The sequence below is a fragment of the Bradyrhizobium sp. GW821-FHT13H06 genome, assembly GCF_058803975.1.
In genome coordinates, this window is record NZ_JBXAPN010000001.1 from 1,003,556 (window position 1) to 1,026,172 (window position 22,617).

Annotated in this window: 18 protein-coding genes; 11 read left to right on the plus strand and 7 right to left on the minus strand. The window is 65.1% G+C overall.

The features are described 5' to 3' along the window. Positions 1-122 precede the first annotated feature (122 nt). The 3 genes from AC1RQP_RS04835 to AC1RQP_RS04845 are packed head-to-tail and all read left to right on the plus strand — an operon-like array spanning position 123 to position 4,582. Positions 123-1,199: an efflux RND transporter periplasmic adaptor subunit gene (locus AC1RQP_RS04835; protein WP_239623266.1), complete on the plus strand. Its 1,077-nt coding sequence runs from the start codon at positions 123-125 to the stop codon at positions 1,197-1,199. Further along, positions 1,200-4,274, plus strand: a complete 3,075-nt coding sequence (locus tag AC1RQP_RS04840; protein WP_492936091.1) for an efflux RND transporter permease subunit — start codon at positions 1,200-1,202, stop codon at positions 4,272-4,274. After that, on the plus strand, positions 4,271-4,582 hold the full coding sequence (locus AC1RQP_RS04845) for a DUF3240 family protein (protein WP_239623264.1): 312 nt from the start codon (positions 4,271-4,273) through the stop codon (positions 4,580-4,582). Before AC1RQP_RS04840 ends, AC1RQP_RS04845 begins: the two co-directional genes overlap by 4 nt. Positions 4,583-4,589: 7 nt before the next feature. On the opposite strand, the gene AC1RQP_RS04850 is transcribed toward AC1RQP_RS04845, so the two are convergent. The 3 genes from AC1RQP_RS04850 to ndk all read right to left on the minus strand — a co-directional run bounded on the left by AC1RQP_RS04850 (position 4,590) and on the right by ndk (position 8,446). After that, positions 4,590-6,521 carry a TonB-dependent receptor gene (locus AC1RQP_RS04850; protein ID WP_492936383.1) on the minus strand — a complete coding sequence of 644 codons (1,932 nt, stop codon included), beginning with the start codon at positions 6,519-6,521 and terminating at the stop codon, positions 4,590-4,592. Positions 6,522-7,118: 597 nt separating this feature from the next. Next, positions 7,119-7,979 (minus strand): TerC family protein, encoded by an 861-nt coding sequence (locus AC1RQP_RS04855; protein WP_239623263.1) that lies wholly within the window; start codon positions 7,977-7,979, stop codon positions 7,119-7,121. A 44-nt stretch (positions 7,980-8,023) separates the two neighbouring features. Further along, positions 8,024-8,446 carry a nucleoside-diphosphate kinase gene (gene ndk / locus AC1RQP_RS04860; RefSeq protein WP_492936092.1) on the minus strand — a complete coding sequence of 141 codons (423 nt, stop codon included), beginning with the start codon at positions 8,444-8,446 and terminating at the stop codon, positions 8,024-8,026. A gap of 311 nt (positions 8,447-8,757) precedes the next feature. Between ndk and AC1RQP_RS04865 the strand changes: the two genes are divergently transcribed. The 3 genes from AC1RQP_RS04865 (at position 8,758) to AC1RQP_RS04875 (ending at position 11,308) form a co-directional block, all read left to right on the plus strand. Next, positions 8,758-9,012 (plus strand): hypothetical protein, encoded by a 255-nt coding sequence (locus AC1RQP_RS04865; RefSeq protein WP_028178706.1) that lies wholly within the window; start codon positions 8,758-8,760, stop codon positions 9,010-9,012. 213 nt (positions 9,013-9,225) lie between these two features. Continuing rightward, positions 9,226-9,399 carry a hypothetical protein gene (locus AC1RQP_RS04870; protein ID WP_239623262.1) on the plus strand — a complete coding sequence of 58 codons (174 nt, stop codon included), beginning with the start codon at positions 9,226-9,228 and terminating at the stop codon, positions 9,397-9,399. Positions 9,400-9,445: 46 nt separating this feature from the next. Next, on the plus strand, positions 9,446-11,308 hold the full coding sequence (locus tag AC1RQP_RS04875; protein WP_492936093.1) for an ABC-F family ATP-binding cassette domain-containing protein: 1,863 nt from the start codon (positions 9,446-9,448) through the stop codon (positions 11,306-11,308). Positions 11,309-11,460: 152 nt separating this feature from the next. On the opposite strand, the gene AC1RQP_RS04880 is transcribed toward AC1RQP_RS04875, so the two are convergent. Beyond that, positions 11,461-12,426: a tripartite tricarboxylate transporter substrate-binding protein gene (locus AC1RQP_RS04880; RefSeq protein WP_239623260.1), complete on the minus strand. Its 966-nt coding sequence runs from the start codon at positions 12,424-12,426 to the stop codon at positions 11,461-11,463. A 235-nt stretch (positions 12,427-12,661) separates the two neighbouring features. Here AC1RQP_RS04880 and AC1RQP_RS04885 point away from each other — a divergent pair, with 235 nt between their 5' ends. Together AC1RQP_RS04885 and AC1RQP_RS04890 are read left to right on the plus strand one after the other, a co-directional pair. After that, positions 12,662-13,783 carry a PAS domain-containing protein gene (locus AC1RQP_RS04885; RefSeq protein WP_492936094.1) on the plus strand — a complete coding sequence of 374 codons (1,122 nt, stop codon included), beginning with the start codon at positions 12,662-12,664 and terminating at the stop codon, positions 13,781-13,783. A gap of 100 nt (positions 13,784-13,883) precedes the next feature. Further along, positions 13,884-14,852 carry a tripartite tricarboxylate transporter substrate binding protein gene (locus AC1RQP_RS04890; RefSeq protein ID WP_492936095.1) on the plus strand — a complete coding sequence of 323 codons (969 nt, stop codon included), beginning with the start codon at positions 13,884-13,886 and terminating at the stop codon, positions 14,850-14,852. A 22-nt stretch (positions 14,853-14,874) separates the two neighbouring features. Here the strand turns inward: AC1RQP_RS04890 and AC1RQP_RS04895 are convergent, their stop codons facing one another. The 3 genes from AC1RQP_RS04895 to AC1RQP_RS04905 form a co-directional block, all read right to left on the minus strand. Continuing rightward, on the minus strand, positions 14,875-15,363 hold the full coding sequence (locus AC1RQP_RS04895) for a hypothetical protein (protein WP_239629729.1): 489 nt from the start codon (positions 15,361-15,363) through the stop codon (positions 14,875-14,877). Positions 15,364-15,528: 165 nt separating this feature from the next. Next, positions 15,529-15,981 carry a DNA polymerase III subunit chi gene (locus AC1RQP_RS04900; RefSeq protein ID WP_492936096.1) on the minus strand — a complete coding sequence of 151 codons (453 nt, stop codon included), beginning with the start codon at positions 15,979-15,981 and terminating at the stop codon, positions 15,529-15,531. 6 nt (positions 15,982-15,987) lie between these two features. Next, positions 15,988-17,487, minus strand: coding sequence for a leucyl aminopeptidase (locus AC1RQP_RS04905; RefSeq protein WP_239623256.1), 1,500 nt, complete (start codon positions 17,485-17,487; stop codon positions 15,988-15,990). A gap of 338 nt (positions 17,488-17,825) precedes the next feature. Between AC1RQP_RS04905 and lptF the strand changes: the two genes are divergently transcribed. The 3 genes from lptF to AC1RQP_RS04920 are packed head-to-tail and all read left to right on the plus strand — an operon-like array spanning position 17,826 to position 22,578. Next, positions 17,826-18,995: an LPS export ABC transporter permease LptF gene (gene lptF, locus AC1RQP_RS04910; RefSeq protein WP_492936097.1), complete on the plus strand. Its 1,170-nt coding sequence runs from the start codon at positions 17,826-17,828 to the stop codon at positions 18,993-18,995. After that, on the plus strand, positions 18,992-20,089 hold the full coding sequence (gene lptG, locus AC1RQP_RS04915) for an LPS export ABC transporter permease LptG (RefSeq protein WP_028178692.1): 1,098 nt from the start codon (positions 18,992-18,994) through the stop codon (positions 20,087-20,089). The genes lptF and lptG overlap by 4 nt, the downstream gene beginning before the upstream one ends. Then, on the plus strand, positions 20,089-22,578 hold the full coding sequence (locus tag AC1RQP_RS04920) for an LPS-assembly protein LptD (RefSeq protein WP_492936098.1): 2,490 nt from the start codon (positions 20,089-20,091) through the stop codon (positions 22,576-22,578). Before lptG ends, AC1RQP_RS04920 begins: the two co-directional genes overlap by 1 nt. The last annotated feature ends 39 nt before the right edge of the window (positions 22,579-22,617 follow it).

Below are 22,617 nucleotides of genomic sequence, written 5' to 3' on the forward strand. Positions count from 1 at the left end.
GGTGGAGTAAGCCAAACGTCCAATCGAACAGCACTTCGCTCGCCGGTGAGCGTGGGATATTCCTCATGCGAGTCCGTCACGAAACTCTCGTTCCCGCCTCTTCTCGGGGCGCGCTCGCTGGTATGCTCGTAGCGATTGCATTGAGCTTGTTTCCTTCCATGGCGATGGCGGAGGATGAGCTGAAGCTGAGCGATGCGCAGGCGCGCAATCTCGGAGTGCGCGTGACCCACCCGGTCGCGATCCGGACCGATCTGACGCTGCCCTATCCCGTCAAGATCGTGATCCCCACACAGCAAATATGGGTCGTCAGTGCGCCGGTGGCCGGCATGGTCGCCAGTCTCCTCGTCGGGCGCGGTGACCACGCCTCGGCCGGCCAACCGCTCGTCACGCTGGAGAGTCCAAGTTTCGTCTCCCAGCAGCGCGACTACCTGCACGCGATCGCCCAGGAGCATCTCGCCAGCCAGCAGCTGAAGCGGAATGCCGATCTGTTCGAGGGCAAGGCCGTGCCGCAGCGCGTGCTGGAGGCCAGCCAGGCCGAAGCGCGCCAGGCCGCTCTCGTGGTCGCAGAGCGGCGTCAGATGCTGCATCTGAGCGGGATGTCCGACGAAGCCATTTCTCGGCTCGCCCAGCAAGCGGCGATCAGCGCGACGCTCACGGTCAATGCGCCGCAAACCGCATCCGTCGTCGAGGTCGCAGTGTCGCCGGGGCAGCGGCTCGAACAATCCGCGCCGCTCGTCAAGTTGGCGCGGCTCTCGCCGCTATGGGCGGAAATCGCGGTTCCTGCAGCCAATATTCGCGCGATCCGCGCCGGCGCGAAAGTCGAAATCGAGGGCTATTCCACCCCCGGCAAGGTCGTGCTGGTCTCCGAGACCATCGACCCTGCCACCCAGACCATCCTGGTTCGCGCGGAATTCCCCAACGACGGAGAGCTGCATCCCGGTCAGACCGCCGCTGCCCGCATCGGCTTTCTCTCCGCCGGCGAAAGCGCGTGGGAGATTCCCTATCATGGGCTGGTGCGGCGGGGTGAACGGACCTCGGTGTTCGTCGCCATAGCCGGTGGCTTCCGGCTGGTGCCCGTCAAGCTTGTTGCGGACGACCAGGACCATGTCGTGGTGTCCGGTCCCATCACGGAGCAGGACGAGATCGCGATCGGCGGCATCTCGGCGCTTCGCGGCATTCTCTCGGGCCTGGGGCAATAGATGCTCCAGCGCCTGGTTGCGTTCGCGCTTTCGCAGCGATTGTTCGTTCTGCTGAGTGTGCTGCTGCTGGTGGGCGCCGGCGCCGTCCTCCTGCCCGGCCTGCCGATCGACGCGTTTCCCGATGTCTCTCCGGTTCAGGTGAAGATCATCATGAAGGCGCCGGGCCTGACGCCAGAAGAGGTCGAGCAGCGCATCACGGTCCCCGTCGAACTCGAACTGCTCGGATTGCCGCACAAGAAGGTCCTTCGTTCGACCACGAAATATGCACTGGCCGACATCACCGTCGATTTCGAGGACGGCACCGACATCTACTGGGCGCGCAACCAGGTATCGGAGCGGTTGTCGAACATCGCGCGTGATTTCCCCGACGGGGTGACCGGAGGTCTTGCGCCGATCACGAGCCCCCTCGGCGAGATGTTCATGTTCACGATCGACAGTCCCGAGCTCTCGCTCGCCGAACGCCGAACCTTGCTGGATTGGGTGATCCGTCCCGCGCTGCGAACGGTCCCCGGCGTTGCGGACGTCAATGCGCTCGGCGGTTACGTCCGCGCCTTCGAGATCGTGCCGCGTAACGATGCGCTCGCCGCGCGCGGCATCTCCTACGACCTGTTTCGCCGGGCCATCGAAGCCAATAGTCGCAACGACGGTGCCGGACGAGTGAACCAGGGCGAGGACAGCGCCTTGGTCCGGATCGAGGGAAGCATCCGGTCGGTCGAAGACATCAAGGCGATCGTCGTTGACACCCGCGAGGGCGTGCCCATCATGGTCAACGACGTGGCGAGCGTCAAAGTCGGGACGCTGACCCGCTATGGCGCAGTCACGTCGGACGGCAACGGCGAGACGGTCGAAGGGCTCGTCCTCGGCTTGCGCGGCGCCAACGCCGGTCAGCTCGTCCGCGACGTGCGCGCCCGGCTCGCGGAGCTGCAACCCTCGCTGCCGAAAAGCGTCTCGATCAACGTGTTCTATGACCGCAGCCACCTGGTCAACCGCGCGGTCGGCACCGTGGTGCGGGCGCTCGGCGAGGCCACCGCCCTCGTCATCGTTCTCCTGCTGCTTTTCCTCGGCAACTGGCGGGCCTCGCTGGTGATCGCTCTCAGCCTGCCGCTCGCCATCGTCTTCGCATTGATCGTCATGCGCGTGGTCGGGATGTCGGCCAACCTGATGAGCCTCGGCGGACTTGCGATCGCGATCGGCATGTTGATCGACGCGCTGGTCGTCGTGGTCGAGAACATCGTCGGCAACCTCGGCAAGCACGAAGCGGGCAAAGCTGCTCCGCTGATCCACCTGGTGTACCGTTCGGTTTGCGAAGTCCTGGAGCCGGTGGCCTCGGGCGTCCTCATCATCATCATCGTGTTCATACCCCTGCTGACGCTGCAGGGATTGGAGGGGAAGCTGTTCATCCCTGTCGCGCTCGCCATCATCTTCGCGCTCACCGGTTCACTGCTACTGGCGCTCACCGTGATCCCGGTCATGACCTCCTATGTGCTCAAGTCCGGGTCGCATCGCGATCCCATGCTGGTCCGTGCGGCGCAATGGGTCTACGCGCCTGCGTTGGACTGGGCCCTGAAGAACGAGCGCAAGGTGATGGCCGCGGCGCTGATCGGCCTGGTCGCCGCGGGATTCGCCTATACCAAGCTCGGCAAGACCTTCATGCCGACGATGGACGAAGGCGATGTCATCGTCAGCGTGGAGACGTTGCCTTCCGTCAATCTCGACGAGTCGCTTGCCATGAATGCGAGGCTCCAGAAGGCACTTCTGGCCGTGCCTGATATTGCCGGCATCGTCGCGCGGACCGGGTCGGACGAGCTCGGCCTCGATCCCATGGGGCCCAACCAGACCGACACGTTCCTCGTGCTCAAGCCCGCGGCCGAGAGGCAGACCGATAATCGCGAGGCCTTGCTGCAGAAGCTCCGCGAGGTCCTGTCCGGCTTTCCGGGCATCTCGCTCAGCTTCACCCAACCCATCGACATGCGCGTGCAGGAGATGATCAGCGGCGTGCGTGGCGACGTCGCCGTGAAGATCTTCGGCCCCGACATCGCCAGGCTGAACGAAGCCGCGGCCAAGCTGTCGGCGATCCTGTCCAGCATCGACGGCGCCGAGGACGTCTACACCACGCTGAACGAAGGCGCTCAATACTACACGGTCGCGGTCAATCGCATGGAGGCCGGCCGCCTCGGCCTGACCGTGGATTCCATCGTGAACTCGCTCCGTACCCAGATCGAGGGCCGAACGATCGGAACGGCGCTCGAGGAGGGCCGCCGCACCCCCATTCTCGTCCGCGGCAGCGAGACGACCAGGGAGGCGCCGACGCTGCTGGCGAGCCTGCCGCTGACGCTCGCTTCCGGACAGCATGTCGCGCTGTCGCAGGTGGCGCGAATCCAGCGCGTGGACGGGCCGGTGAAGATCGACCGCGAGGACGGCGCGCGCATGAGCGTCGTTCGCGCCAACGTCCGCGGCCGCGACATGGTCGGATTCGTCGAAGCGGCCCGCCAGAAGGTTGCGACCGAACTTCCGCTCCCGAGCGGCTACCGGCTGACCTGGGGCGGGCAGTTCGAGAACCAGCAACGCGCCGCCGCACGCCTGTCCATCGTGGTCCCGGTCGCGATCGGCCTCATTTTCCTGCTGCTCTTCACCACATTCGGTGCCATCCGGCAGGCCTTGCTGGTGCTGGTCAACATTCCCTTTGCTCTGATCGGGGGCGTCTTCGCACTGGTCGTGACGGGCGAGTATCTGTCGGTGCCGGCCTCGGTCGGATTCATCGCGCTGCTCGGCATCGCCGTCCTCAATGGAGTCGTTCTGGTGTCCTACTTCAACCAACTCCGGGCCCATGGCCTGAGCGAGGATCGTATCGTCGTCGAAGGTGCCATGCGCAGGCTTCGGCCGGTGCTGATGACCGCGAGCATCACGGCGCTCGGGTTGATCCCGCTGCTATTCGCGTCCGGGCCAGGGTCCGAAGTGCAGCGACCGCTCGCCATCGTCGTGATCGGAGGGCTGCTGTCCTCCACCCTGCTCACCCTGATTCTCCTGCCGATCCTGTATCGCCGCTACGGCGGAACGTCGAAGGTGGCGAAATGACCGATGGACCGGTCTGCCTCACGCTGATCGTACCGCATCGGCTCCGCGACGAGGTGTTCGACTATCTCATCGAACAGACCGACCTCGTTTCGGGATTCACGGCATCGCACGGAGCCGGTCACGGCGCCGAAGTCCGATTGCAGACGGCCGCCGAGCGCGTGAAGGGCCACGCCGATCAGACCGCCGTGCAGATGATCCTGGCGGGGAAAGATGCCGTCAGCCTGCTCGACCGGCTGCGGGTTTCATTGGCCGGAACCAAGCTCGTCTACTGGACGATGCCCGTGACGGAGTTCGGCACGATCGATTGAGACCACCTCAAAAATCCGTCGACATCGACAAGAGCAGGGTTCGCGGCGCCCCTTGCGCCAGTGCCGAGTAGCTTGCGACTCCGGCCCAGTAATTGGTGTCGAACACGTTCTGAACCAGGGCCCGTAGCGTGACGGGCCGATTGTTGATGCGCGTGCTGTAGCGCGCGCCGAGATCGAGCCTGGTCCAGGCCGGAACGACCTGCACGTTTGCCGCATCCAGATACTGATGCCCGGTATAGATGGCATTTGCGACCAGCGTCAGTCCTGGCGCGAACGGGGTATCCCATTCGGTGGACAGATTGGCCTGCACCTGGGGCACGCCGATCGGCGTCTTGCCGAGATTGGCTAGCGTGCTCGTCTTTGTCAGCTCCGCGTCGATCAACGTCACGCCGCCGAGCACGCGAATTCCCGGCTGCACTTCTCCGAACACGGTGAATTCCACGCCACGATTGCGCTGTTCGGCATCCGCCCGGTAGACCTTGTCGAGGCCCAGCTGTCCCGAGGGTTTGGTGATCTCGAACAGGCTGATCGTGGTGGCGAGCATGCCGAGATCGACCTTGACGCCTACTTCCTTCTGCTTGCTGAAATAGGGCGCCAGGACCTCGCCTTGATTGCTCGCCGTCGTCGGTGCGATGTCGCCTTTGCTGAGACCCTCGATGTAATTGGCGTAGAGCGAAACGTTGCTCCAGGGCTTGACGACGACGCCGACCATGGGCGTGTACGCCGTCTGATCGTAGGCGGAGGTCACGGCTCCCGTGGTGGTGTTGTAGTTGTTCGACTTGACGCCCTGTTGCCTGACGCCGAGGGTCAGCTGAAGGCGCTCCTGGAAAACCGACATGGTGTCGGCCAGCGCAAGACCGGTCAGCTCGGTGTCCGACAGCTTCGGCACGGCCGCGGGAGCCGGAACGAGCTGCTGGGGACGAGCGATCGGCGCATAGATGTTGGACAGCACTGGCGTGCCGTTCACCGAGCCGCGCGAAACCTCGTCAATGTAATAGCTCCCCTGGAAGCTTACGGCATGGCTGATCGCGGCGGTTTCGAACCGGGCGCGCACGCCGGCGTCGGCCACGTTCCTGTCGATGTCGAACTTGAAGCGCCCTGGTGTCGACGTGGTGTCACCGGCCGCGTTCAGGATCGTCGGCGTGCCGAACAGACGATCGACCTGGGTCCTGCCACCGCCGGCATCAGCGAACACCGTCACGCTCTCAGTGACATCGTATTCGGCGCGCGCCAGCAGCGAGTTGTCGTGAACCTTGGCCCATTCCCAGGACTGCGTGACATTGCGCCGCCCGACCGGCGCCGTCGGGACGGCGACGCCCGTTGCGACGAGAAACGGCCTCGTGGGCGCGTCGAACTTTTCTTCCTGATCGATGAAGTCGAGCGAGGCTCTGAATTTCTCGCCGCGATAGTCGAACGCCGCGGAGCCGACATGCGCCTCCCGGCTCTGGTTGTCCAGCGGCGTATCGCCGTTGTGATAGCTGCCATTGACCCGAATGCCGAATTCGCGGTTCTCGCCGAACCGTCGGCTCACGTCGACATGGGTGCCGAGCTGGGTGCTCGTCGCATAGTCGGTCGTGACCCGCGTGAGGTCGACGTCCCCTGCGCGCTTCGGAACGATATTGATGGTGCCGCCGACGCTGCTGTTTGGCGCCATGCCGTAAAGCAGCGCAGTCGGGCCCTTGATGATCTCGATGCGCTCGACGTAGTCGGTGAACACACGGTAGTTCGGCGCAACGCCATAGACGCCGTTGAAGGCAATCTCTCCGACATTCCCCTCGCCGATCGGAAAGCCGCGGATGAAGAAGGAGTCGAGGATGCCGCCGGTCTGCCCCGTGAAACGGACCGAAGGATCGTTGCTGATGACGTCGGCGACGGTGACGGCCTGTTGATCTTCGATCTTCTTCGCCGTGTAGCTCGTGACGTTGAACGGCGTATCCATGAAATCCTTGTTGCCGAGCAAGCCGACCTGTCCGCCGCGGGCCACCTGCCCGCCTGCATAGGTCGGCGGCAGTGCACCGGGCCTCGCAGCCGCGGGGGTCGCTTCTGCCTGCAACTTGGCCCGATCGTTCGCGGGCGCGCCACGGCCCGCCCTGCGGCCTGGATTGGAGCGCGGGCGTGCGCGCGGCTTCGGCGCATCTGCGGTGACGGTCACGGCTGGCAAAGTCGACTGCTCCGCCCCCGTCCCGGCGCTTTGCGCGTTGGTGCCGTGCACGAGGCCGTCGGCGAACAAGGCGATGGAGACCAGGGAGGCAGCGAATGCCGCAGGGCTGGAGAACCTCGGAGACGCTTTGACGGTAGGCGCCCGAACAGCAATGGAACGGCAAATGACTTTCGACGGCATCTCGTGACAGCTTCCGGTTTGATGAATACCGGAGCGACGTGATGTGGGAACCCTCACCGAGTCAACGAAAGGGCCTTTATTTTCAGTAGTTTAGAATAAGACAATATCTAAATATGGGGAGAAGCGCCGGGTTGGTGGCCGCGCAGCACCCCTGGATCGCAACCGGCTCGGCGCAGGCACCGGCTGCCGTCTCAATCACTCCGCGGAGGCCTTGGCGTGGCGCTCGGAGGATTCGAGCGCTGCCTGGGTCAGGCTGCGTCGGCGCCAGATGTAGCCGACCACCAGCACGACCACGACGCCGAGCACGGCACAGAGATATTCGCCGCCTGCCCCGCCATGTCCGAACTGCGGCGGGATGCGCAGCGCGCCGAGCATGCTGTCCAGCGAGGTGCCCAGCGGGCCGTCGAGCAGCGTGTGCAGCCTCGGCGCGACGCCCGGGTCGGTCGCGATCACCTCGCCCGCGACCCAGCCGAGCAGCGCAGCGCCAGCCCAGACCAGGACCGGCAGCTTTGCGAGCAGCGCCATGATCAGCGCGGCACCGGCGACGATCAACGGCACGCTGATGGCGAGGCCGAGGATCAGGAGCGGCACGCTGCCATTGGCAGCGGCAGCGACCGCAATGACGTTGTCGAGACTCATAACGATGTCGGCGACCACGACGATCTGGATGGCGTGCCACAGATGCGAGGCTGATTCGACGTCGTCCTCGTCATCGTTTTCCGGTACCAGCAGCTTGGCCGCGATCACGATCAGCGCCAGACCGCCGATGAGCTTGAGGTACGGCAGCCCCATCAGCGTGGCGACGATGCCGGTGAAGATGATCCGCAGCATCACCGCTGCGCCGGCGCCGAAGATCATGCCCCAGAGCCGGTGGCGCGGCGAGAGCCCGCGGCAGGCGAGCGCGATCACCAGCGCGTTGTCGCCGGAGAGCAGGATGTTGATCCAGATGATCTTGCCGACCGCAATCCAGAAGGTCGGTTCGGCCATCTCGTTGCGGAACTGGGTGAAGAATGCCCCGATCGTAGCGGGATCGAAGATCTGCCAGAGCCAGTCCACAATGAGTCCTTTCGCCCGTCGTCCCTAACCTGTCGGCCGATCGATCAGCCGACGATCTCGTTGCCCGAGAAGAACTGCGCGATCTCGATCGCGGCCGTCTCCGGCGCATCCGAACCGTGCACCGAGTTCTCGCCGATCGACTTTGCGTAGAGCTTGCGGACGGTGCCCTCGGCGGCCTTGGCCGGATCGGTCGCGCCCATCACCTCGCGGTACTTGGCGATCGCACCCTCGCCTTCCAGAACCTGAACCACGACCGGGCCGGAGGTCATGAACGCGACGAGCTCGCCGAAGAACGGGCGCACCTTGTGGACGGCGTAGAAGGTCTCGGCCTGCTCCTTGGTCATGCGGATGCGCTTCTGCGCGACGATGCGCAGGCCCGCCTTCTCAATCACGGCGTTGACCGCGCCGGTCAGGTTACGCTCGGTCGCGTCGGGCTTGATGATCGAGAAAGTGCGTTCGATGGCCATAATGTTGTCCTTGGAAAGAAAGCGGTGGTTCGGAGGTTGCGGGGCTTATATCGGCGCCTTTGCCGGACGGCAAGCGACCCGCCGAAACGGCCCGCACAGGCGCTTGCCGCGGGGGCGGCTGCCAATTCCAGCATGGATGACAACGATTTCACCCAGATGAACCCAATCTGAAACCGCCGTCAGGGATCGGTTCAGCTTCGCCGGCGTAAGGTCAGGCCCATCGAAACCGAAGCCTGATCACCAGGCGGATCGTTTCGGCGGCCTTTCCATCGACGCGATAGCCCCGCGCCGGCAGTCTTTAGGAGATCATCATGTGGAGGAAACTTTCGCTTGCCGCCGTCGCCGCGGTCGCGCTGGGTGCCGCGCTGGCACCGACCTCGGCCTCCGCGCACTGGCACGGCGGCCGGGGCTGGCACGGCGGCGGCTGGCACCACGGCCACGGCTGGGGCGGACCGCGCTTCTACGCCGGCGGCCCCGTCTCCTACGGCTATGGCGGCTGCTATGTGCGCCGGCTGGTCCCGACCCCCTGGGGACCCCGCTGGCGGCTGATCAACCGCTGCTACTGAGCCCGTCAGCACCTTCCCGAGGGTACCCAAGCCCCCCCAGGTACCTTCCAGGAGAAGCCCCGGCGCCCCCTCGCCGGGGCTTTGCCTTGAGCGGAAAAGGCTTGGTTCATACAATTTTTACGAGAATGCCCGGCATCGCCCGCCGCCGGCGAAACTATTTGGGCGGCAATGACTTGGTACCGTGTCCTTACTTTAAGCGCACGGAACCCTGTGATGGCTAGCCTCCTTGCCAATGACAGCGAACAGATCGACCGGCGGACCAGCCGCTCGATTTGCGATGCCGTGGGCGAGCGGCTGCAGCAGAGCCTCCGCCCCGAGCCTCGCCTCCCGACCCATCTCGAGCAGCTCCTCAACGAATTGAGGCAGCGCGAGCGGGAGCCGCACTGACGGAAAAACGAGTTGCGTTCGACGCGCCTTGCGGTGACAAGGCCGCATGCTGTCCATCACCGATCTCTCCATCCGTCTCGCCGGACGCCTTTTGATCGACCAGAGTTCCGTGCAGATCACGCCCGGATCACGCGTCGGCCTGGTCGGGCGCAACGGCACCGGCAAGTCGACGCTGTTCAAGGTGATCCGCGGCGAGCTCGCGGCCGAGCACGGCTCGGTGACCCTTCCGCCGCGCTGGCGCATCGGCAGCCTCGCGCAGGAGGCGCCGAACGGCCCCGAAAGCCTGATCACGGTCGTGCTCAAGGCCGATCTCGAACGCGATGCGCTGCTCGCCGAAGCCGAAAGCGCGACCGATCCGCACCGGATCGCCGAAATCCAGACCCGGCTCGTCGACATCGACGCGCATTCGGCGCCGAGCCGCGCCGCCGCAATCCTCTCCGGCCTCGGCTTCTCGGCAGCCGACCAGCTGCGCCCCTGCGCGGAATTCTCCGGCGGCTGGCGCATGCGCGTCGCGCTCGCCGCCACGCTGTTCGCGGCCCCCGACCTTCTGCTTCTCGACGAGCCCACCAACTATCTCGACCTCGAAGGCACGCTGTGGCTGGAGGATCACCTCGCGCATTATCCGCGCACGGTGATCGTGATCAGCCACGACCGCGACCTCCTGGAAAGCTCGGTCGACCAGATCCTGCATCTGGAGCGTGGCAAGCTCACGCTCTACAAGGGCACCTACTCCTCCTTCGAGGAGCAGCGCGCCGCGCGCGAGCTGCTCGACGCGAAGGCGGTCAAGCGCCAGGAGGCCGAGCGTGCGCGCCTGCAGGCCTTCGTCGATCGCTTCAAGGCGAAGGCCTCCAAGGCGCGCCAGGCGCAATCGCGCGTCAAGATGCTGGAGCGGCTCAAGCCGATCACGGCGCTGGTCACCGAGGACGTACGCGAGATCAGCTTTCCGGCGCCGGAGAAGATCCTGTCGCCGCCGATCATCGCGGTCGACAACGCCTCGGTCGGCTACGATCCGGCCAACCCGGTGCTGAACCGCGTCACCCTGCGCATCGACAATGACGACCGCATCGCGTTGCTCGGCGCCAACGGCAACGGCAAATCGACGCTGGTCAAACTGCTCGCCGGACGCCTCGCGCCGTTCTCGGGCAAGGTGACGCGCGCGGACAAGCTGTCGATCGCCTATTTCGCGCAGCACCAGCTCGACGAGCTCAACGAGGACGCCTCCGCCTACGATCACGTCCGCAAGCTGATGGGCGATGCGCCGGAGGCGAAAGTGCGCGCCCGCGCCGGCGCGATGGGCTTCTCCGGCAAGGCCGCCGACACCAAGGCCGGCAAATTATCGGGCGGCGAGAAGGCGCGGCTCTTGCTGGGGCTTGCGACCTTCTTCGGCCCCAACATGATCATCCTGGACGAGCCGACCAACCATCTCGACATCGACAGCCGCGCCGCGCTGGCGGAAGCGATCAACGAATTCCCCGGCGCCGTCATCATGGTCTCGCACGACCGCTACCTGATCGAGGCCTGCGCCGATCGGCTCTGGATCGTCGCCGACCGCACCGTGACCAATTACGACGGCGACCTCGACGAATATCGCCGCCTGGTGCTGTCCACACGCAACGGCGAGCCCGCCCCGCGCGAACGCAGCGCCGCGAGCGAAAAGCCGCAGCGCGTGAGGTCGGACAACCGCGGAGGCTTGAAGAAGCGCATTGCGGAAGCCGAAGCCGAGATCGCCCGCGTCAGCGAGATCATCACCAAGATCGACACCGCGCTGGCCCTGCCCGACATCTTCACGCGCGATCCCAAGCAGGCCGCGCAGCTGTCGAAGGCGCGCGCCAACGCCGCCGACGCGCTGGCGCGTGCGGAGGAGCAATGGTTGGAGGCAAGCACGCAGTTTGACGAGGCGGCGGGGTAAAGCCGCCCCGGCGAGGCCGCCTCATCAAAACCTGCAAAACAACCCCATGCACAGTACAGGTATTACAACACCCATCACTTACTCTTTGCACAGCCTACTCTTTACCAACTCAGTCGGCGTCCTCCAGCCTGGCAACCGTACGCCGGAATCGCTCAGTCCGCGTATTGCCCGGCTGCCTTGATGATCGGCGCCCAGCGGTCGATCTCACTCGTCAGCATCGCGCCCAGCGCCTCGGGCGTCGCCTTGTCCTGCGGGACGGGCTCGGTGTTGATGTCGTTGAACCGAGCGATCAGCGCCGGATCCTTGAGTGCGGTCTGGAGCGCGACCGTCAGCTTCTGAACGATCGCCGGCGACGTGCCCTTTGGCGCATAGATGCCGTGCCAGACGCCGAGCTCGAAGCCTTTGAGGCCGGCCTCGTCGGCCGTCGGCAGATCTGGCAGGCTCTTCAGCCGCTCCTTGGTGGTGATCGCATAGGCCTTGACCTGCTTGGCCGTGATCGGACCGGTGGTGTTCGTCGCCTGATCGCAGGTGAGATCGATCTGCTTGCCGAGCAGATCGTTCATGATCGGGCCGTTGCCCTTGTAGGGCACCGTGGTGAGCTGCTTCTGGATCGCCGTCATGAACAGCATGCCGCAGAGATGCGATGCCGCTCCAAGGCCGGCATTGGCGTAGGTCAGCTTGTCGCCCTGCTGCTGGGCGTAGGCGACCAGTTCCTTGAGCGTGTTGGCCGGAAAATCCGGACGCGCGATGATGGTCATCGGCGCGTTGGTCACGAGCCCGATCGGCGCAAAGGCCGTCTTCGTGTCATAGCTCAGATTGCGGTACAGCGTAGCTGCAGTCGAGATGCCGACATGATGGATCAACAGCGTGTAACCGTCCGGCTGAGCGCGCGCGGCGCGGGTCGTGCCGATGGTGCCGCCGGCGCCGGTCGCGTTCTCGACGATGACCTGCTGTCCCAGGGATTTCGCCATGCCTGCCGCGGTCAGGCGCGCGATGGTGTCGGTCGGCCCGCCCGCGGCGAACGGCACCAGCATCGTGATGGGCCTCGTCGGATAGTCCTGGGCGACTGCCGGGCCGAGCGACAGAAGCAGAGCCGAGATGATCGCGGTGAAGCGCATGCTTTCCTCCAATTTTTTGTTGCTCCATATGAGCGCATTCCGGGCCGCGCGGCCACCGGGAAAGCGGACGTCGTCAGAAGTGTTGCAATTGCGATCGGCGCCGCCGGCAGGAAGCCACGGCGCACGGTCTTGTCTGGCGGGCGGGAACGGCTTCACAAGTTCCACGGCAGAGCCATCTGCTTGCGGATCGGGTCCCGCATCGGCAAATTAATGCCGCCTTGCGGAGGGATCGCGGATGCCGACCGACTTTGAACAGAGGCGAGAGGCGCTTGTCGGCCTGATCTATGACGCCGTGCTCGACGCTTCGCTCTGGAGCGCGGCTCTGGAAGGCATCGCAGATATCACTCACAGTGCCGCCGCGCTGATCCACGGCTACAGCGTCGATCACAAATTGTACACGTTCCACAACCTCGGCCGGATCGACCCCGAGTGCAAGCGGCGCCACGAACTCTATCATGTCAGCAATCCGTGGATGCGGTCGAGCCGATTTCCGGCAGGCCAGATGGTGCATACGGATGACCTGATCGAGCTGTCGCAGCTCAAGCGAACCGCTTTCTATGACGACGTTCTCCGCCCGCAGAACCTCGCGCATGGCCTGATCGTCAACGTGGTCAGCCGTCCGGAATTCCGCGTCTCGCTCAATGTCGAACGAAGCGAGACCAGCGGACCGTTCAGCGCACGAGACCGCGCAATCTTGAGCTCGCTGTTGCCGCATCTGCGCCGCGCCTGCGAGCTGCGGCTGCGCGTGCTCGACTACCAGGAGGCGGCCCAGACGGAGCGCGACGCACTCGACGCGTTGTCGACTGGAATCGTGGTGTTCGATGCCGGGCAGCGTGTGCTGTTCGCAAACTCGGCGGCTCGGGCCCGGGCCGAAGAGGTCTCGCTGCGCCTCGACGCCGGCTGCGCGCCTTCGGGCCCTTCAGCGAACGAGCTCCGCGCCGTGCTCGCGGACACCCTCCGCGGCGAGACCGTAGGAACGTGTCGGCTGTCACACCCCATCGGCCGGGAGATTCGGATCACCGTGACACCGGTGAAGGGGCGCGCGTTCGCACATCCCTCCCACCACAAGAGAGCGTCCCCCGCGGCAATCGCGCTCCTGGGCGACGTCTCGCGAAGCCGCGATGCCGCCAGCGCGCTGCTGGCAGCCCGGCACGGCCTGACGGCGGCCGAGTTGCGGGCGGCAGCCGCGCTGGCCCAAACCAGCGGCATGGAGGCAGCCGCGGCCATGCTTGGCCTCAGCCGCAACACGCTCAAGACTCACGCCAAGCGGATTTACGCAAAGATCGGCGTCCGTGGCCACGCCGAGCTGGTTCAGTCGATTGCGCAAATCGCCCAAACCCTCGATCCACCGACGTGAAATTGGGCTGATCCGCAAGGGAGCTGCGATCACCCCTGGGGGTGATGACGGACGATCGGCCGAGACGGACAATCCGCCGCTTTTCGCGAGGAGACCGAACATGATCCGCTTGGCGCTTGCCTTGCTCTCGCTTCTGTCGCTGGCCCACCCCCTGCATTCGGAGTCGGGATATCCCCAATCGACCATTCGGATCGTACTCGGGTTCAGTGCGGGAAGCGCGCCTGATGTCGCCGCCCGCATCCTCGCCGACCAATTCGCGGCAACGTGGGGCAAGCCGGTCGTCGTCGAGAACATGCTCGGAGCGGGTGGCAACATCGCGGCGGACCACGTCGCGAAGTCAATGCCGGATGGCGCCACGCTGCTGATGGCAGGCAATGCGGCAATCGTCATCAACCCGTCGCTCTACGCCAGGCTGCCATATGATCCGGTGCGCGATCTGATCCCCGTGGCGCAGGTCACGGTCGCACCGAACATCCTGGTCCTGAACAGGGACGTGCCGGCGGCGAGCGTCCAGGAGCTGGTCGATTTGGCGCGGCGCAGCCCCGGCACCCTCACCTTCGCGTCGGCTGGAGCGGGTACCTCGACCCATTTGGCCGGCGAGCTGTTCCAAACCATGGCCGGAATCAAGCTCCAGCACGTGCCGTATCGCGACAGCGCGACGCTGTTGAACGACCTCATTGCCGGCCGCGTGACGATGTTCTTCGGCAGCATCGCCTCGGTGCTGCCGCATGTCCGCGACGGCAGCGTGCGCGCTCTGGCGATCACATCGCTGCGGCGCTCACCGGCCGCGCCCGATGTGCCGACGCTGGATGAGCTCGGCTTTCGTGGCTTCGATGCGACCGCCTGGTTCGGCTTGATGGCACCGGCCGGAACGCCGGCTGCGATCGTCGCACTCCTGCATGAGGAGGCCCAGAAGGCCGTGGCAGCGCCGGCTGCCCGACAGAAGTTCGCGGCGCTCGGCATGGAAACGGTGACGCGTACGCCGAGCGAGTTCGGCGACCAGATCCGGGCCGAGGCTCCGAAATGGGCCGAACTGATCAGGCGGGTGGGAATCGCGCCGATCCAGTGATCGGCGGCCGAAGGCCGAGCCCTCAGGCCGCGTGCTTTTTCTTCGGCTTCACCGCCCTCGGCACCGGCTGCGGCTCGGGATTGCCCTCGATCGAGGACAGGCGTCCGGCGGAGAAGGTGTAGATGCCGGCGCGCGGGCCGGTGGTCCAGGTGACGACGGCGACCCGTCGGCCGATGGCGTCGGTGGACAGGTTGACGTTCGAAGGCGCGCCGATGCCGCGCACCACGTCGCACTCGGTATGCCCGAGCGCGACCGTGCCGCCCATCGGTGCGGGGGCCGTCGTCGACGCGTTGGCGTCGGCGGGCCCGGGAGGCGGCGCCATGCCCGGACAGGCGCCATCGGCGCTGACGAGGTCCTCGGCTCCCACCGGCTTGTCAGGCGTGAGCGGCGGCGATTCGATCGAGATGTTCTTGATGAAGAGACGGCCCGGCTTCTGGAACCATTCTGCGTCCTTCGACAGCAGATCAGTGCCGCCTGAGCAGCCCGCGACCAGCGGTGCCACGGCGGCCAACGCAATCATGAGCGAGCCGGGAAGCTTTTGATGTCGCACGATAAACCAATTCCCCGCCTGAAGGACCAGCCCTAAACGATTGTCCCAACATCCCTTTGCGGCACGAAGGTGGCCAAAGCCAGTATCGTTCGAAAAGTGCAAATTATCATTAATTGCTGACGGCCGCTAATTCCGCTTCTGCCACCGGCCCCGGTCGTCGGCCTGCCAGTAGGTGACATCAAATCCCCGCGCCTTGCAATCGGTCCAGGCCGCGCGGGCGAGCGCAAGCGCATCCGGATCGTCGCCGTCGAACAGCAGCACCATGCGCTCGTAGCCCTGCGAGTCCTCCGGCAGCACGGCATTGTCGATCAGGAAGCGGACATTGGCACCGTTGGGATTCCCCCCCTCGATCGCCAGCACGATCGGCTGATCGGCAACGTCGTTCACCCGCCATGTCGCGTGCGGCAGGAAAGAGTCGTCGCGATAGGTCCACAAATGCGAATCGAGCGCATCGGCGCGTTCCTCCGAGCTCGACTGCACCACGACGCGCCAGCCGCGCTCGAGCGATTTCTCGAGAAGCGGCGGCAACACATTCTCCACCGTCATGTTTTGGAGATGGTAGAACAATACTTCAGTCATCTCGGATCATTTGCGCTCGTAATGGTCGGAGACCAGGCGATCGAGCAGGCGGACGCCGTAGCCGCTTCCCCAGCTCTGGTTGATGTCGGTCTTCGGCGCGCCCATGGCGGTGCCTGCGATGTCGAGATGCGCCCAGGGCGTGCCGTCGACGAAGCGCTGGAGGAACTGCGCCGCAGTGATCGAGCCGCCATGGCGGCCGCCGGTGTTCTTCATGTCGGCAAACTGGGAATCGATCAGCTTGTCGTATTCGGGGCCGAGCGGCATCCGCCAGACCTTCTCCCCACTCTCGACGCCGGCCACGAGCAGCCGGTCGGCGAGTTCGTCATTGTTGGAGAACATGCCGGCGTGCTCGGTGCCGAGCGCCACCATGATCGCGCCGGTCAGCGTCGCCAGGTCCACCATGAATTTGGGCTTCGCCTTCTTGGCAACGTACCAGAGCACGTCGGCGAGCACGAGGCGGCCCTCCGCGTCGGTATTGATGATCTCGATGGTCTGACCGGACATCGAGGTCACGATGTCGCCCGGCCGCTGGGCGTTGCCGTCGGGCATGTTCTCGACGAGGCCGATGGCGCCGACCACGTTGACCTTGGCTTTACGCGCAGCGAGCGCATGCATCAGGCCGACGACGCAGGCCGCGCCGCCCATGTCGCCCTTCATGTCCTCCATGCTGCCGGCCGGCTTGATCGAGATGCCGCCGGTGTCGAAACAGACGCCCTTGCCGACAAAAGCGACCGGCGCCTCGCCTTTCTTGCCGCCGTCCCAGCGCATGATCACGGTGCGGCTCGGCCGCGCCGAGCCCTGGCCGACGCCGAGCAGCGCACCCATGCCGAGCTTCTGCATCGCCTTGACGTCGAGCACCTCGACCTTGACGCCAAGCTTGCGGAGCTGACCGGCGCGGCGCGCGAACTCCTCGGGGAAAAGCACGTTCGGCGGCTCGTTGACGAGGTCGCGCGCGATGATCACGCCGTCGATGACGTGGGCGGCCGAGGCAAACGCCTTTTTCGCAGCACCGGCATCGCCCACCGCAAGCGAGATGTCGGCGCGCGAGCCGCCCTCCTCGCCCTCCTTCTTCTTCGTCTTGTAGCGGTCGAACTTGTAGGTGCGTAAGCGAAGGCCCGAGGCGATCGCCACCGCCTGCTCGCTCGTCATCGCGCCGCCGGGCAGCTCCGCCATGATGGTCATGGCGCTGGTGCCGGAGGGCAGCTTGCTCGCTGCCACCCCGCCGAATTTGAGGAAATCGTTCGCCTTCAGACCGGTCGCCTTGCCGGCGCCGATCACGATCAGCCGGGTCGCCTTCACGCCCTCCGGCGCCAGGATGTCCAGCGCGGCCGCGCTCTTACCTCTGAAGGCAGCGGCGGCGGCCGCGCGCTTCACAAGTTCGACAGCGCCGCCCAGTGCCTTGGCCGTCGCCGGGCCGAGCTTCAGGTCGTCATCGCAGAACACCACAAGGATGCCACGGGGGGCGGCAGACAAGGGGACAAAGCCGACCTTGATGGCATCGGACATAGATAACTCCTTTAATGCATGTAACTTTTCGCCGTTCGGCGGTGCCGGTCCCAGCCGAAGCTGAACGGCGATTCACTGAGGCTTGCCCTACTATGGGCCAGCGGCCCGCCCCATGCCAAGCGCCGCCGTGGCCGCCCGGCCACAACCAGCGAAATATTAACCATATATTGAAGGTGCCACGGGGCAGCCATTTTGTTGACGGATCAAAGGGATGGTAGTGAGAAAGTGAACCACCGGAAGAGCTGATGGCCAACCTTGGGGATCCCCTGATCGGGGATTGGTTGGACAGCCGGAATTCTGGTCGACATCGGGGCTGATGGGGATTCGTGCGGTAGCGCATGGGGTCGATCGATAGGTATATTTTCCGCACGACGCTGGCGTCGTTTGCGCTCGTCCTGGTCAGCCTCACCGGCGTGATCTGGATTACGCAGGCGTTGCGCGGCATCGACCTGATGACGAGCCAGGGTCAGACCATCCTCACCTTCCTCGGCATCACCAGCCTAGTCATCCCGGCCCTGGTCCTGATCATCTCGCCGATCGCGCTGATGATCGCGATCTCGCACACGCTGAACAAGCTCGCGACCGATTCCGAGATCATCGTGATGAATGCCGCCGGCTTCTCGCCGTTCCGGCTGTTCTATCCGTTCTTCTATGCCACCTGCGTGGTGGCGCTGCTGGTTGCCTTCATCGCGGCCTATCTCGCCCCCGACGGCATGCGGCGGATCAAGCAGTGGGACGCCGAGATCACCGCGGACGTGCTCACCAACATCCTCCAGCCCGGCCGCTTTGCCCAGCTCGACAAGAACCTGACGATCCGGATCCGCGAGCGCCTGCCCGGCGGCATCCTCGCCGGCATCTTCATCGACGACCGCCGCGATCCCAACGAGCGCGTCTCGATCGTGGCCGAGCACGGCGAGGTCGTGAAGAACGAAACCGGCTCGTTCCTGGTGCTGGAGACCGGCAATCTCCAGCGCTTCGAGGCGGGCAAGCGCGATCCCGCGCTGGTGGCCTTCGGCCGCTACGGCTTCGACATGTCGAAGTTCTCGGGTCAGGGCCGCGACGTCACCCTCGGCATCCGCGAACGGTATCTCTGGGAGCTGTTCTCGCCGTCCGAGGACGATCCAGTCTACAAGCAGATTCCCGGCCAGTTCCGCTCGGCCCTGCACGACAGCATCCTGGCGCCGGTCTATCCCTTCGCCTTTGCGGTACTGACCTTCGCCTTCCTGGGCGCGCCTCGCACCACCCGCCAGAGCCGCAATTTCTCGATCGGCTCCTCGATCATCGCGGTGTTCGGCCTGCGCATGGCCGGCTTCGCCTGCTCGGTGATGGCGGTGAAATCTCCTGGCGCGGTGCTGGCCCAATACGCGATGGTCATGGGCGCCATCGGCGTCGGGATGTGGATGATTGTCGGCGGCCTCGTGGTCGAGCCGCCCCCTGGCCTTATGGAGGCCATCAACAGGTCGAACGCACGGATCGCGCGGCTGTTCGGACGCCCGGCCGCCGCATGAGCATGCTCACCAACACACTCGGGCGCTATTTCGCCGGCCGCTTCGTGGTGGCGGCGCTTGGCGTGTTCGCCAGCATCTTCCTGCTGCTGGTACTGGTCGACTACATCGAGATGGTGCGCAAGACTTCGGGCCTCGCCTCCGCCTCCGCGATCATGGTGGCCGAGACCTCGCTGTTCCGGGTGCCGCAGCTGCTGGAGAAGCTGACGCCGTTCTGCATGCTGATCGGCGCCATGACCTGCTATCTCGCCCTCTCCCGCCGGCTCGAGCTCGTGGTGGCGCGCGCCGCCGGCATCTCCGCATGGCAGTTCATCTCGCCGGCGCTCGGCAGCGCGCTCTTGATCGGGGTGATCGCCACCGTCGCCTACAATCCGATGTCGGCCAATTTACGCGAAGCCTCCAAGCGCATGGAAGCCGAGCTGTTCGGCTCGGCGCCCGGCGGCGGCATCCAGGACGCCTCCGGCTTCTGGCTCAATCAGGTGACCAGCGACGGCCAGACGATCATCAATGCGGCGCGGAGCGAGCAGCAGGGCATCCGGCTCACGGGGCTCACGCTGTTCCGGTTTGACCCGGACCAGCACTTCAAGGAACGGGTCGAGGCGCGCGAGGCGACGCTCGAGGCCGGCCGTTGGCTGTTCAAGGGCGTCCGCCGCTTCTCACTGGACGCGCCGCCGATCGAGCAGGCCAGCCTGGAGATTCCCACCACGCTGACCGAGGCGCAGGTCCGCAACAGCTTTTCCACACCCGAGACTGTGTCTTTTTGGCAACTACCGAGCTACATCCGCTCCTCCGAAAGCTCGGGCTTCGCGACAGCCGGTTACCGACTCCAGTATCAGAAGCTTCTGGCACAGCCGTTTTTGCTTGCGGCCATGGTGATGCTCGCGGCCTCCGTGTCGTTGCGCTTCTTCCGGATGGGCGGCGTGCAGAAGATGGTTTTGAGTGGCGTGGGCGCAGGCTTTCTGCTCTACGTTCTGTCGAAAGTAACTGAGGATTTGAGCAAGGCTGAGTTGATGCATCCGATCGCTGCGGCGTGGTTGCCCGTTGTGGTGGGCGGCCTCACCGGCTTTTTGGCCTTGCTCTATCAGGAGGACGGATAGTGACTGCCGTCCACCGAGGGCTCGTGTCTCGTTTGACGCGGCGCACGTTGGTGCGTGCGGACGGGTGCGGCTGGTCCATTCGCAGGCTCCTGCTCGCTGTCGCCGCTGCCGCCTCGCTCGGCGGGCTGATCGGCGCTGCCACCGTGGCGCCGGCCAACGCCCAGAGCTTCACCTACAATCCGCTGCCGCCGCGTCCGAAGCCGCCGAGGGTCGCCAACGACAACCAGATGCTGGTTCAGGCGACCGAGGTCGACTACGACTACAACAACTCGCGCGTCTCCGCGGTCGGTAACGTCCAGCTGTTCTACAACGGCACCAGCGTCGAGGCCGACAGGGTTATCTACGACCAGAAGACCAAGCGGCTTCATGCCGAAGGCAACATCCGCATGACGGATGCCGACGGCAAGATCACCTATGCCGAGATCTTGGATCTCTCCGACGATTACCGCGACGGTTTCGTCGATTCGCTGCGCGTGGACACGGCCGACCAGACCCGCATGGCCGCAAGCCGCGCCGACCGCTCCAGCGGCAACTACACGGTGTTCGAGAACGGCGTCTACACGGCCTGCGCGCCGTGCAAGGACGATCCGAAGAAGCCGCCATTGTGGCAGGTCAAGGGTGCGCGCATCATCCACGACCAGCAGGAGAAGATGCTGTATTTCGAGACCGCACAACTCGAATTCTTCGGCGTGCCGCTCGCATACATGCCCTATTTCTCGACGCCCGACCCGACCGTGAAGCGGAAGAGCGGCTTCCTGATACCGGGTTATATTTCCGGCACGGACAACACGGGCTATGGCGTCGAGGTTCCCTATTATTGGGCGATCGCGCCCGACATGGACGCAACCTTCACCCCGCGCATCCTGTCGCGGCAAGGCGTGCTGCTGCAGGGCGAATTCCGACAGCGCCTGATCGACGGCGCCTACCAGATCCGCGCGTACGGCATCAACCAGCTCGATCCCGGAGCGTTTGCCGGGCAGCCCGGCGACCGCGACTTCCGCGGCGCCATCGACACCAAGGGTCAGTTCGCATTGAACGACAAATGGGTCTGGGGCTGGGACGGCGTCCTGATGTCCGACTATTATTTCTTCTCGGACTACCGGCTCTATCAGTACCGCGACCCGCTCGGCTCGTTCCTGCTTCTGCCGACGGAAGCGCTGTCGCAGCTCTATTTGACCGGCGTCGGCAACCGCAGCTTCTTCGATGCGCGTACGATGTACTGGCTGAGCTATTCGGGCAACCAGAGCCAGGTGCCGATCGTCTATCCGGTGATCGACTACTCCAACGTGCTCAACTATCCCGTGTTCGGCGGCGAGTTCAGCTACAAGACCAATTTCGTGAACCTGTCGCGTGACGAGGCGGTGTTCGATCCGATCACGACGGTCGCCAACACCAGCAGCCTGTGCACCACGGCGTCGGCCGATCCGCTGGCCCGTACGCCCTCGCAGTGCCTGCTGCGCGGCTTCCCCGGCACTTACACCCGCCTCACGGCGGAGGCGCAGTGGCGCAAATCCTTCACCGATCCGCTCGGCCAGATCTGGACGCCGTTCGCCAGCCTGCGCGCCGACGCGATCAACTCCTCGGTCTCCAACCAGCCCGGCGTGTCGAACTACCTGCCCGTCGGCGACACCCAGGCGTTCCGCCTGATGCCGACCGTAGGCCTGGAGTACCGCTATCCGTTCATCAACATCCAGCCCTGGGGCTCGACCACCGTCGAGCCGATCGCGCAGATCATCATCCGCCCGAACGAGACCTATGCCGGCAAGCTGCCGAACGAGGACGCCCAGAGCATGGTGTTCGACACCTCGAACCTGTTCAGCGTGGACAAGTTCTCCGGCTACGACCGCGTCGAGGGCGGCGGCCGTGCCAATGTCGGCGTGCAGTCCACCACGCAGTTCGACCAGGGCGGCGCCGTCAAGGTGCTGTTCGGCCAGTCCTACCAGCTGTTCGGCCTGAACTCCTTCGCGGTCCAGGACACCATCAATACCGGCCTCGATTCCGGCCTCGACAAGCCGCGGTCCGATTACGTCGCGAGCGCAAGCTATTCGCCCAACAGCACCTACACGTTCAGCGTCCGCTCCCGCATGGACGAGCAGACCTGGAACGTGCAGCGCTTCGAGGCGGAAGGCCGCGCCAACTTCAATCGCTGGTCGGTCAGCATGCTGTACGGAAACTACGCGGCCCAGCCGGAGCTCGGCTATCTGACCCGCCGCGAGGGTATCCTGACCACAGGCTCGCTGAAGATCGCGACCAACTGGGTGGTGTCGGGGTCGGCGCGCTGGGACCTCGAGGCCAATAAGCTCAACCAGTATGTGGTCGGGGCCGGCTATGTCGACGATTGCTTCGTGCTGGCGGCGAACTACGTAACTTCGTATAGCTATTCCGCGGGCACCGCACCGCCCGTGCTGAGCCACGCGTTCATGTTCCAAATCGGCCTGCGCACGCTGGCGAACTCGTCGACGACCAGCAGTTCCTCCGGCCTCCAGTGAACGGTTTGAAGTGCCGGCCGCGTTTGCCCCATCACGACG

Excerpts from the sequence above, each read along its gene's own strand:
- AC1RQP_RS04835 (WP_239623266.1), top strand. The coding sequence starts at position 123 with ATGCTCGTAGCGATTGCATTGAGCTTGTTTCCTTCCATGGCGATGGCG.
- AC1RQP_RS04840 (WP_492936091.1), top strand. The coding sequence starts at position 1,200 with ATGCTCCAGCGCCTGGTTGCGTTCGCGCTTTCGCAGCGATTGTTCGTT.
- AC1RQP_RS04845 (WP_239623264.1), top strand. The coding sequence starts at position 4,271 with ATGACCGATGGACCGGTCTGCCTCACGCTGATCGTACCGCATCGGCTC.
- AC1RQP_RS04850 (WP_492936383.1), bottom strand. The coding sequence starts at position 6,521 with ATGGATACGCCGTTCAACGTCACGAGCTACACGGCGAAGAAGATCGAA.
- ndk (WP_492936092.1), bottom strand. The coding sequence starts at position 8,446 with ATGGCCATCGAACGCACTTTCTCGATCATCAAGCCCGACGCGACCGAG.
- AC1RQP_RS04865 (WP_028178706.1), top strand. The coding sequence starts at position 8,758 with ATGTGGAGGAAACTTTCGCTTGCCGCCGTCGCCGCGGTCGCGCTGGGT.
- AC1RQP_RS04870 (WP_239623262.1), top strand. The coding sequence starts at position 9,226 with ATGGCTAGCCTCCTTGCCAATGACAGCGAACAGATCGACCGGCGGACC.
- AC1RQP_RS04875 (WP_492936093.1), top strand. The coding sequence starts at position 9,446 with ATGCTGTCCATCACCGATCTCTCCATCCGTCTCGCCGGACGCCTTTTG.
- AC1RQP_RS04880 (WP_239623260.1), bottom strand. The coding sequence starts at position 12,426 with ATGCGCTTCACCGCGATCATCTCGGCTCTGCTTCTGTCGCTCGGCCCG.
- AC1RQP_RS04885 (WP_492936094.1), top strand. The coding sequence starts at position 12,662 with ATGCCGACCGACTTTGAACAGAGGCGAGAGGCGCTTGTCGGCCTGATC.
- AC1RQP_RS04890 (WP_492936095.1), top strand. The coding sequence starts at position 13,884 with ATGATCCGCTTGGCGCTTGCCTTGCTCTCGCTTCTGTCGCTGGCCCAC.
- AC1RQP_RS04900 (WP_492936096.1), bottom strand. The coding sequence starts at position 15,981 with ATGACTGAAGTATTGTTCTACCATCTCCAAAACATGACGGTGGAGAAT.
- AC1RQP_RS04905 (WP_239623256.1), bottom strand. The coding sequence starts at position 17,487 with ATGTCCGATGCCATCAAGGTCGGCTTTGTCCCCTTGTCTGCCGCCCCC.
- lptF (WP_492936097.1), top strand. The coding sequence starts at position 17,826 with ATGGGGTCGATCGATAGGTATATTTTCCGCACGACGCTGGCGTCGTTT.
- lptG (WP_028178692.1), top strand. The coding sequence starts at position 18,992 with ATGAGCATGCTCACCAACACACTCGGGCGCTATTTCGCCGGCCGCTTC.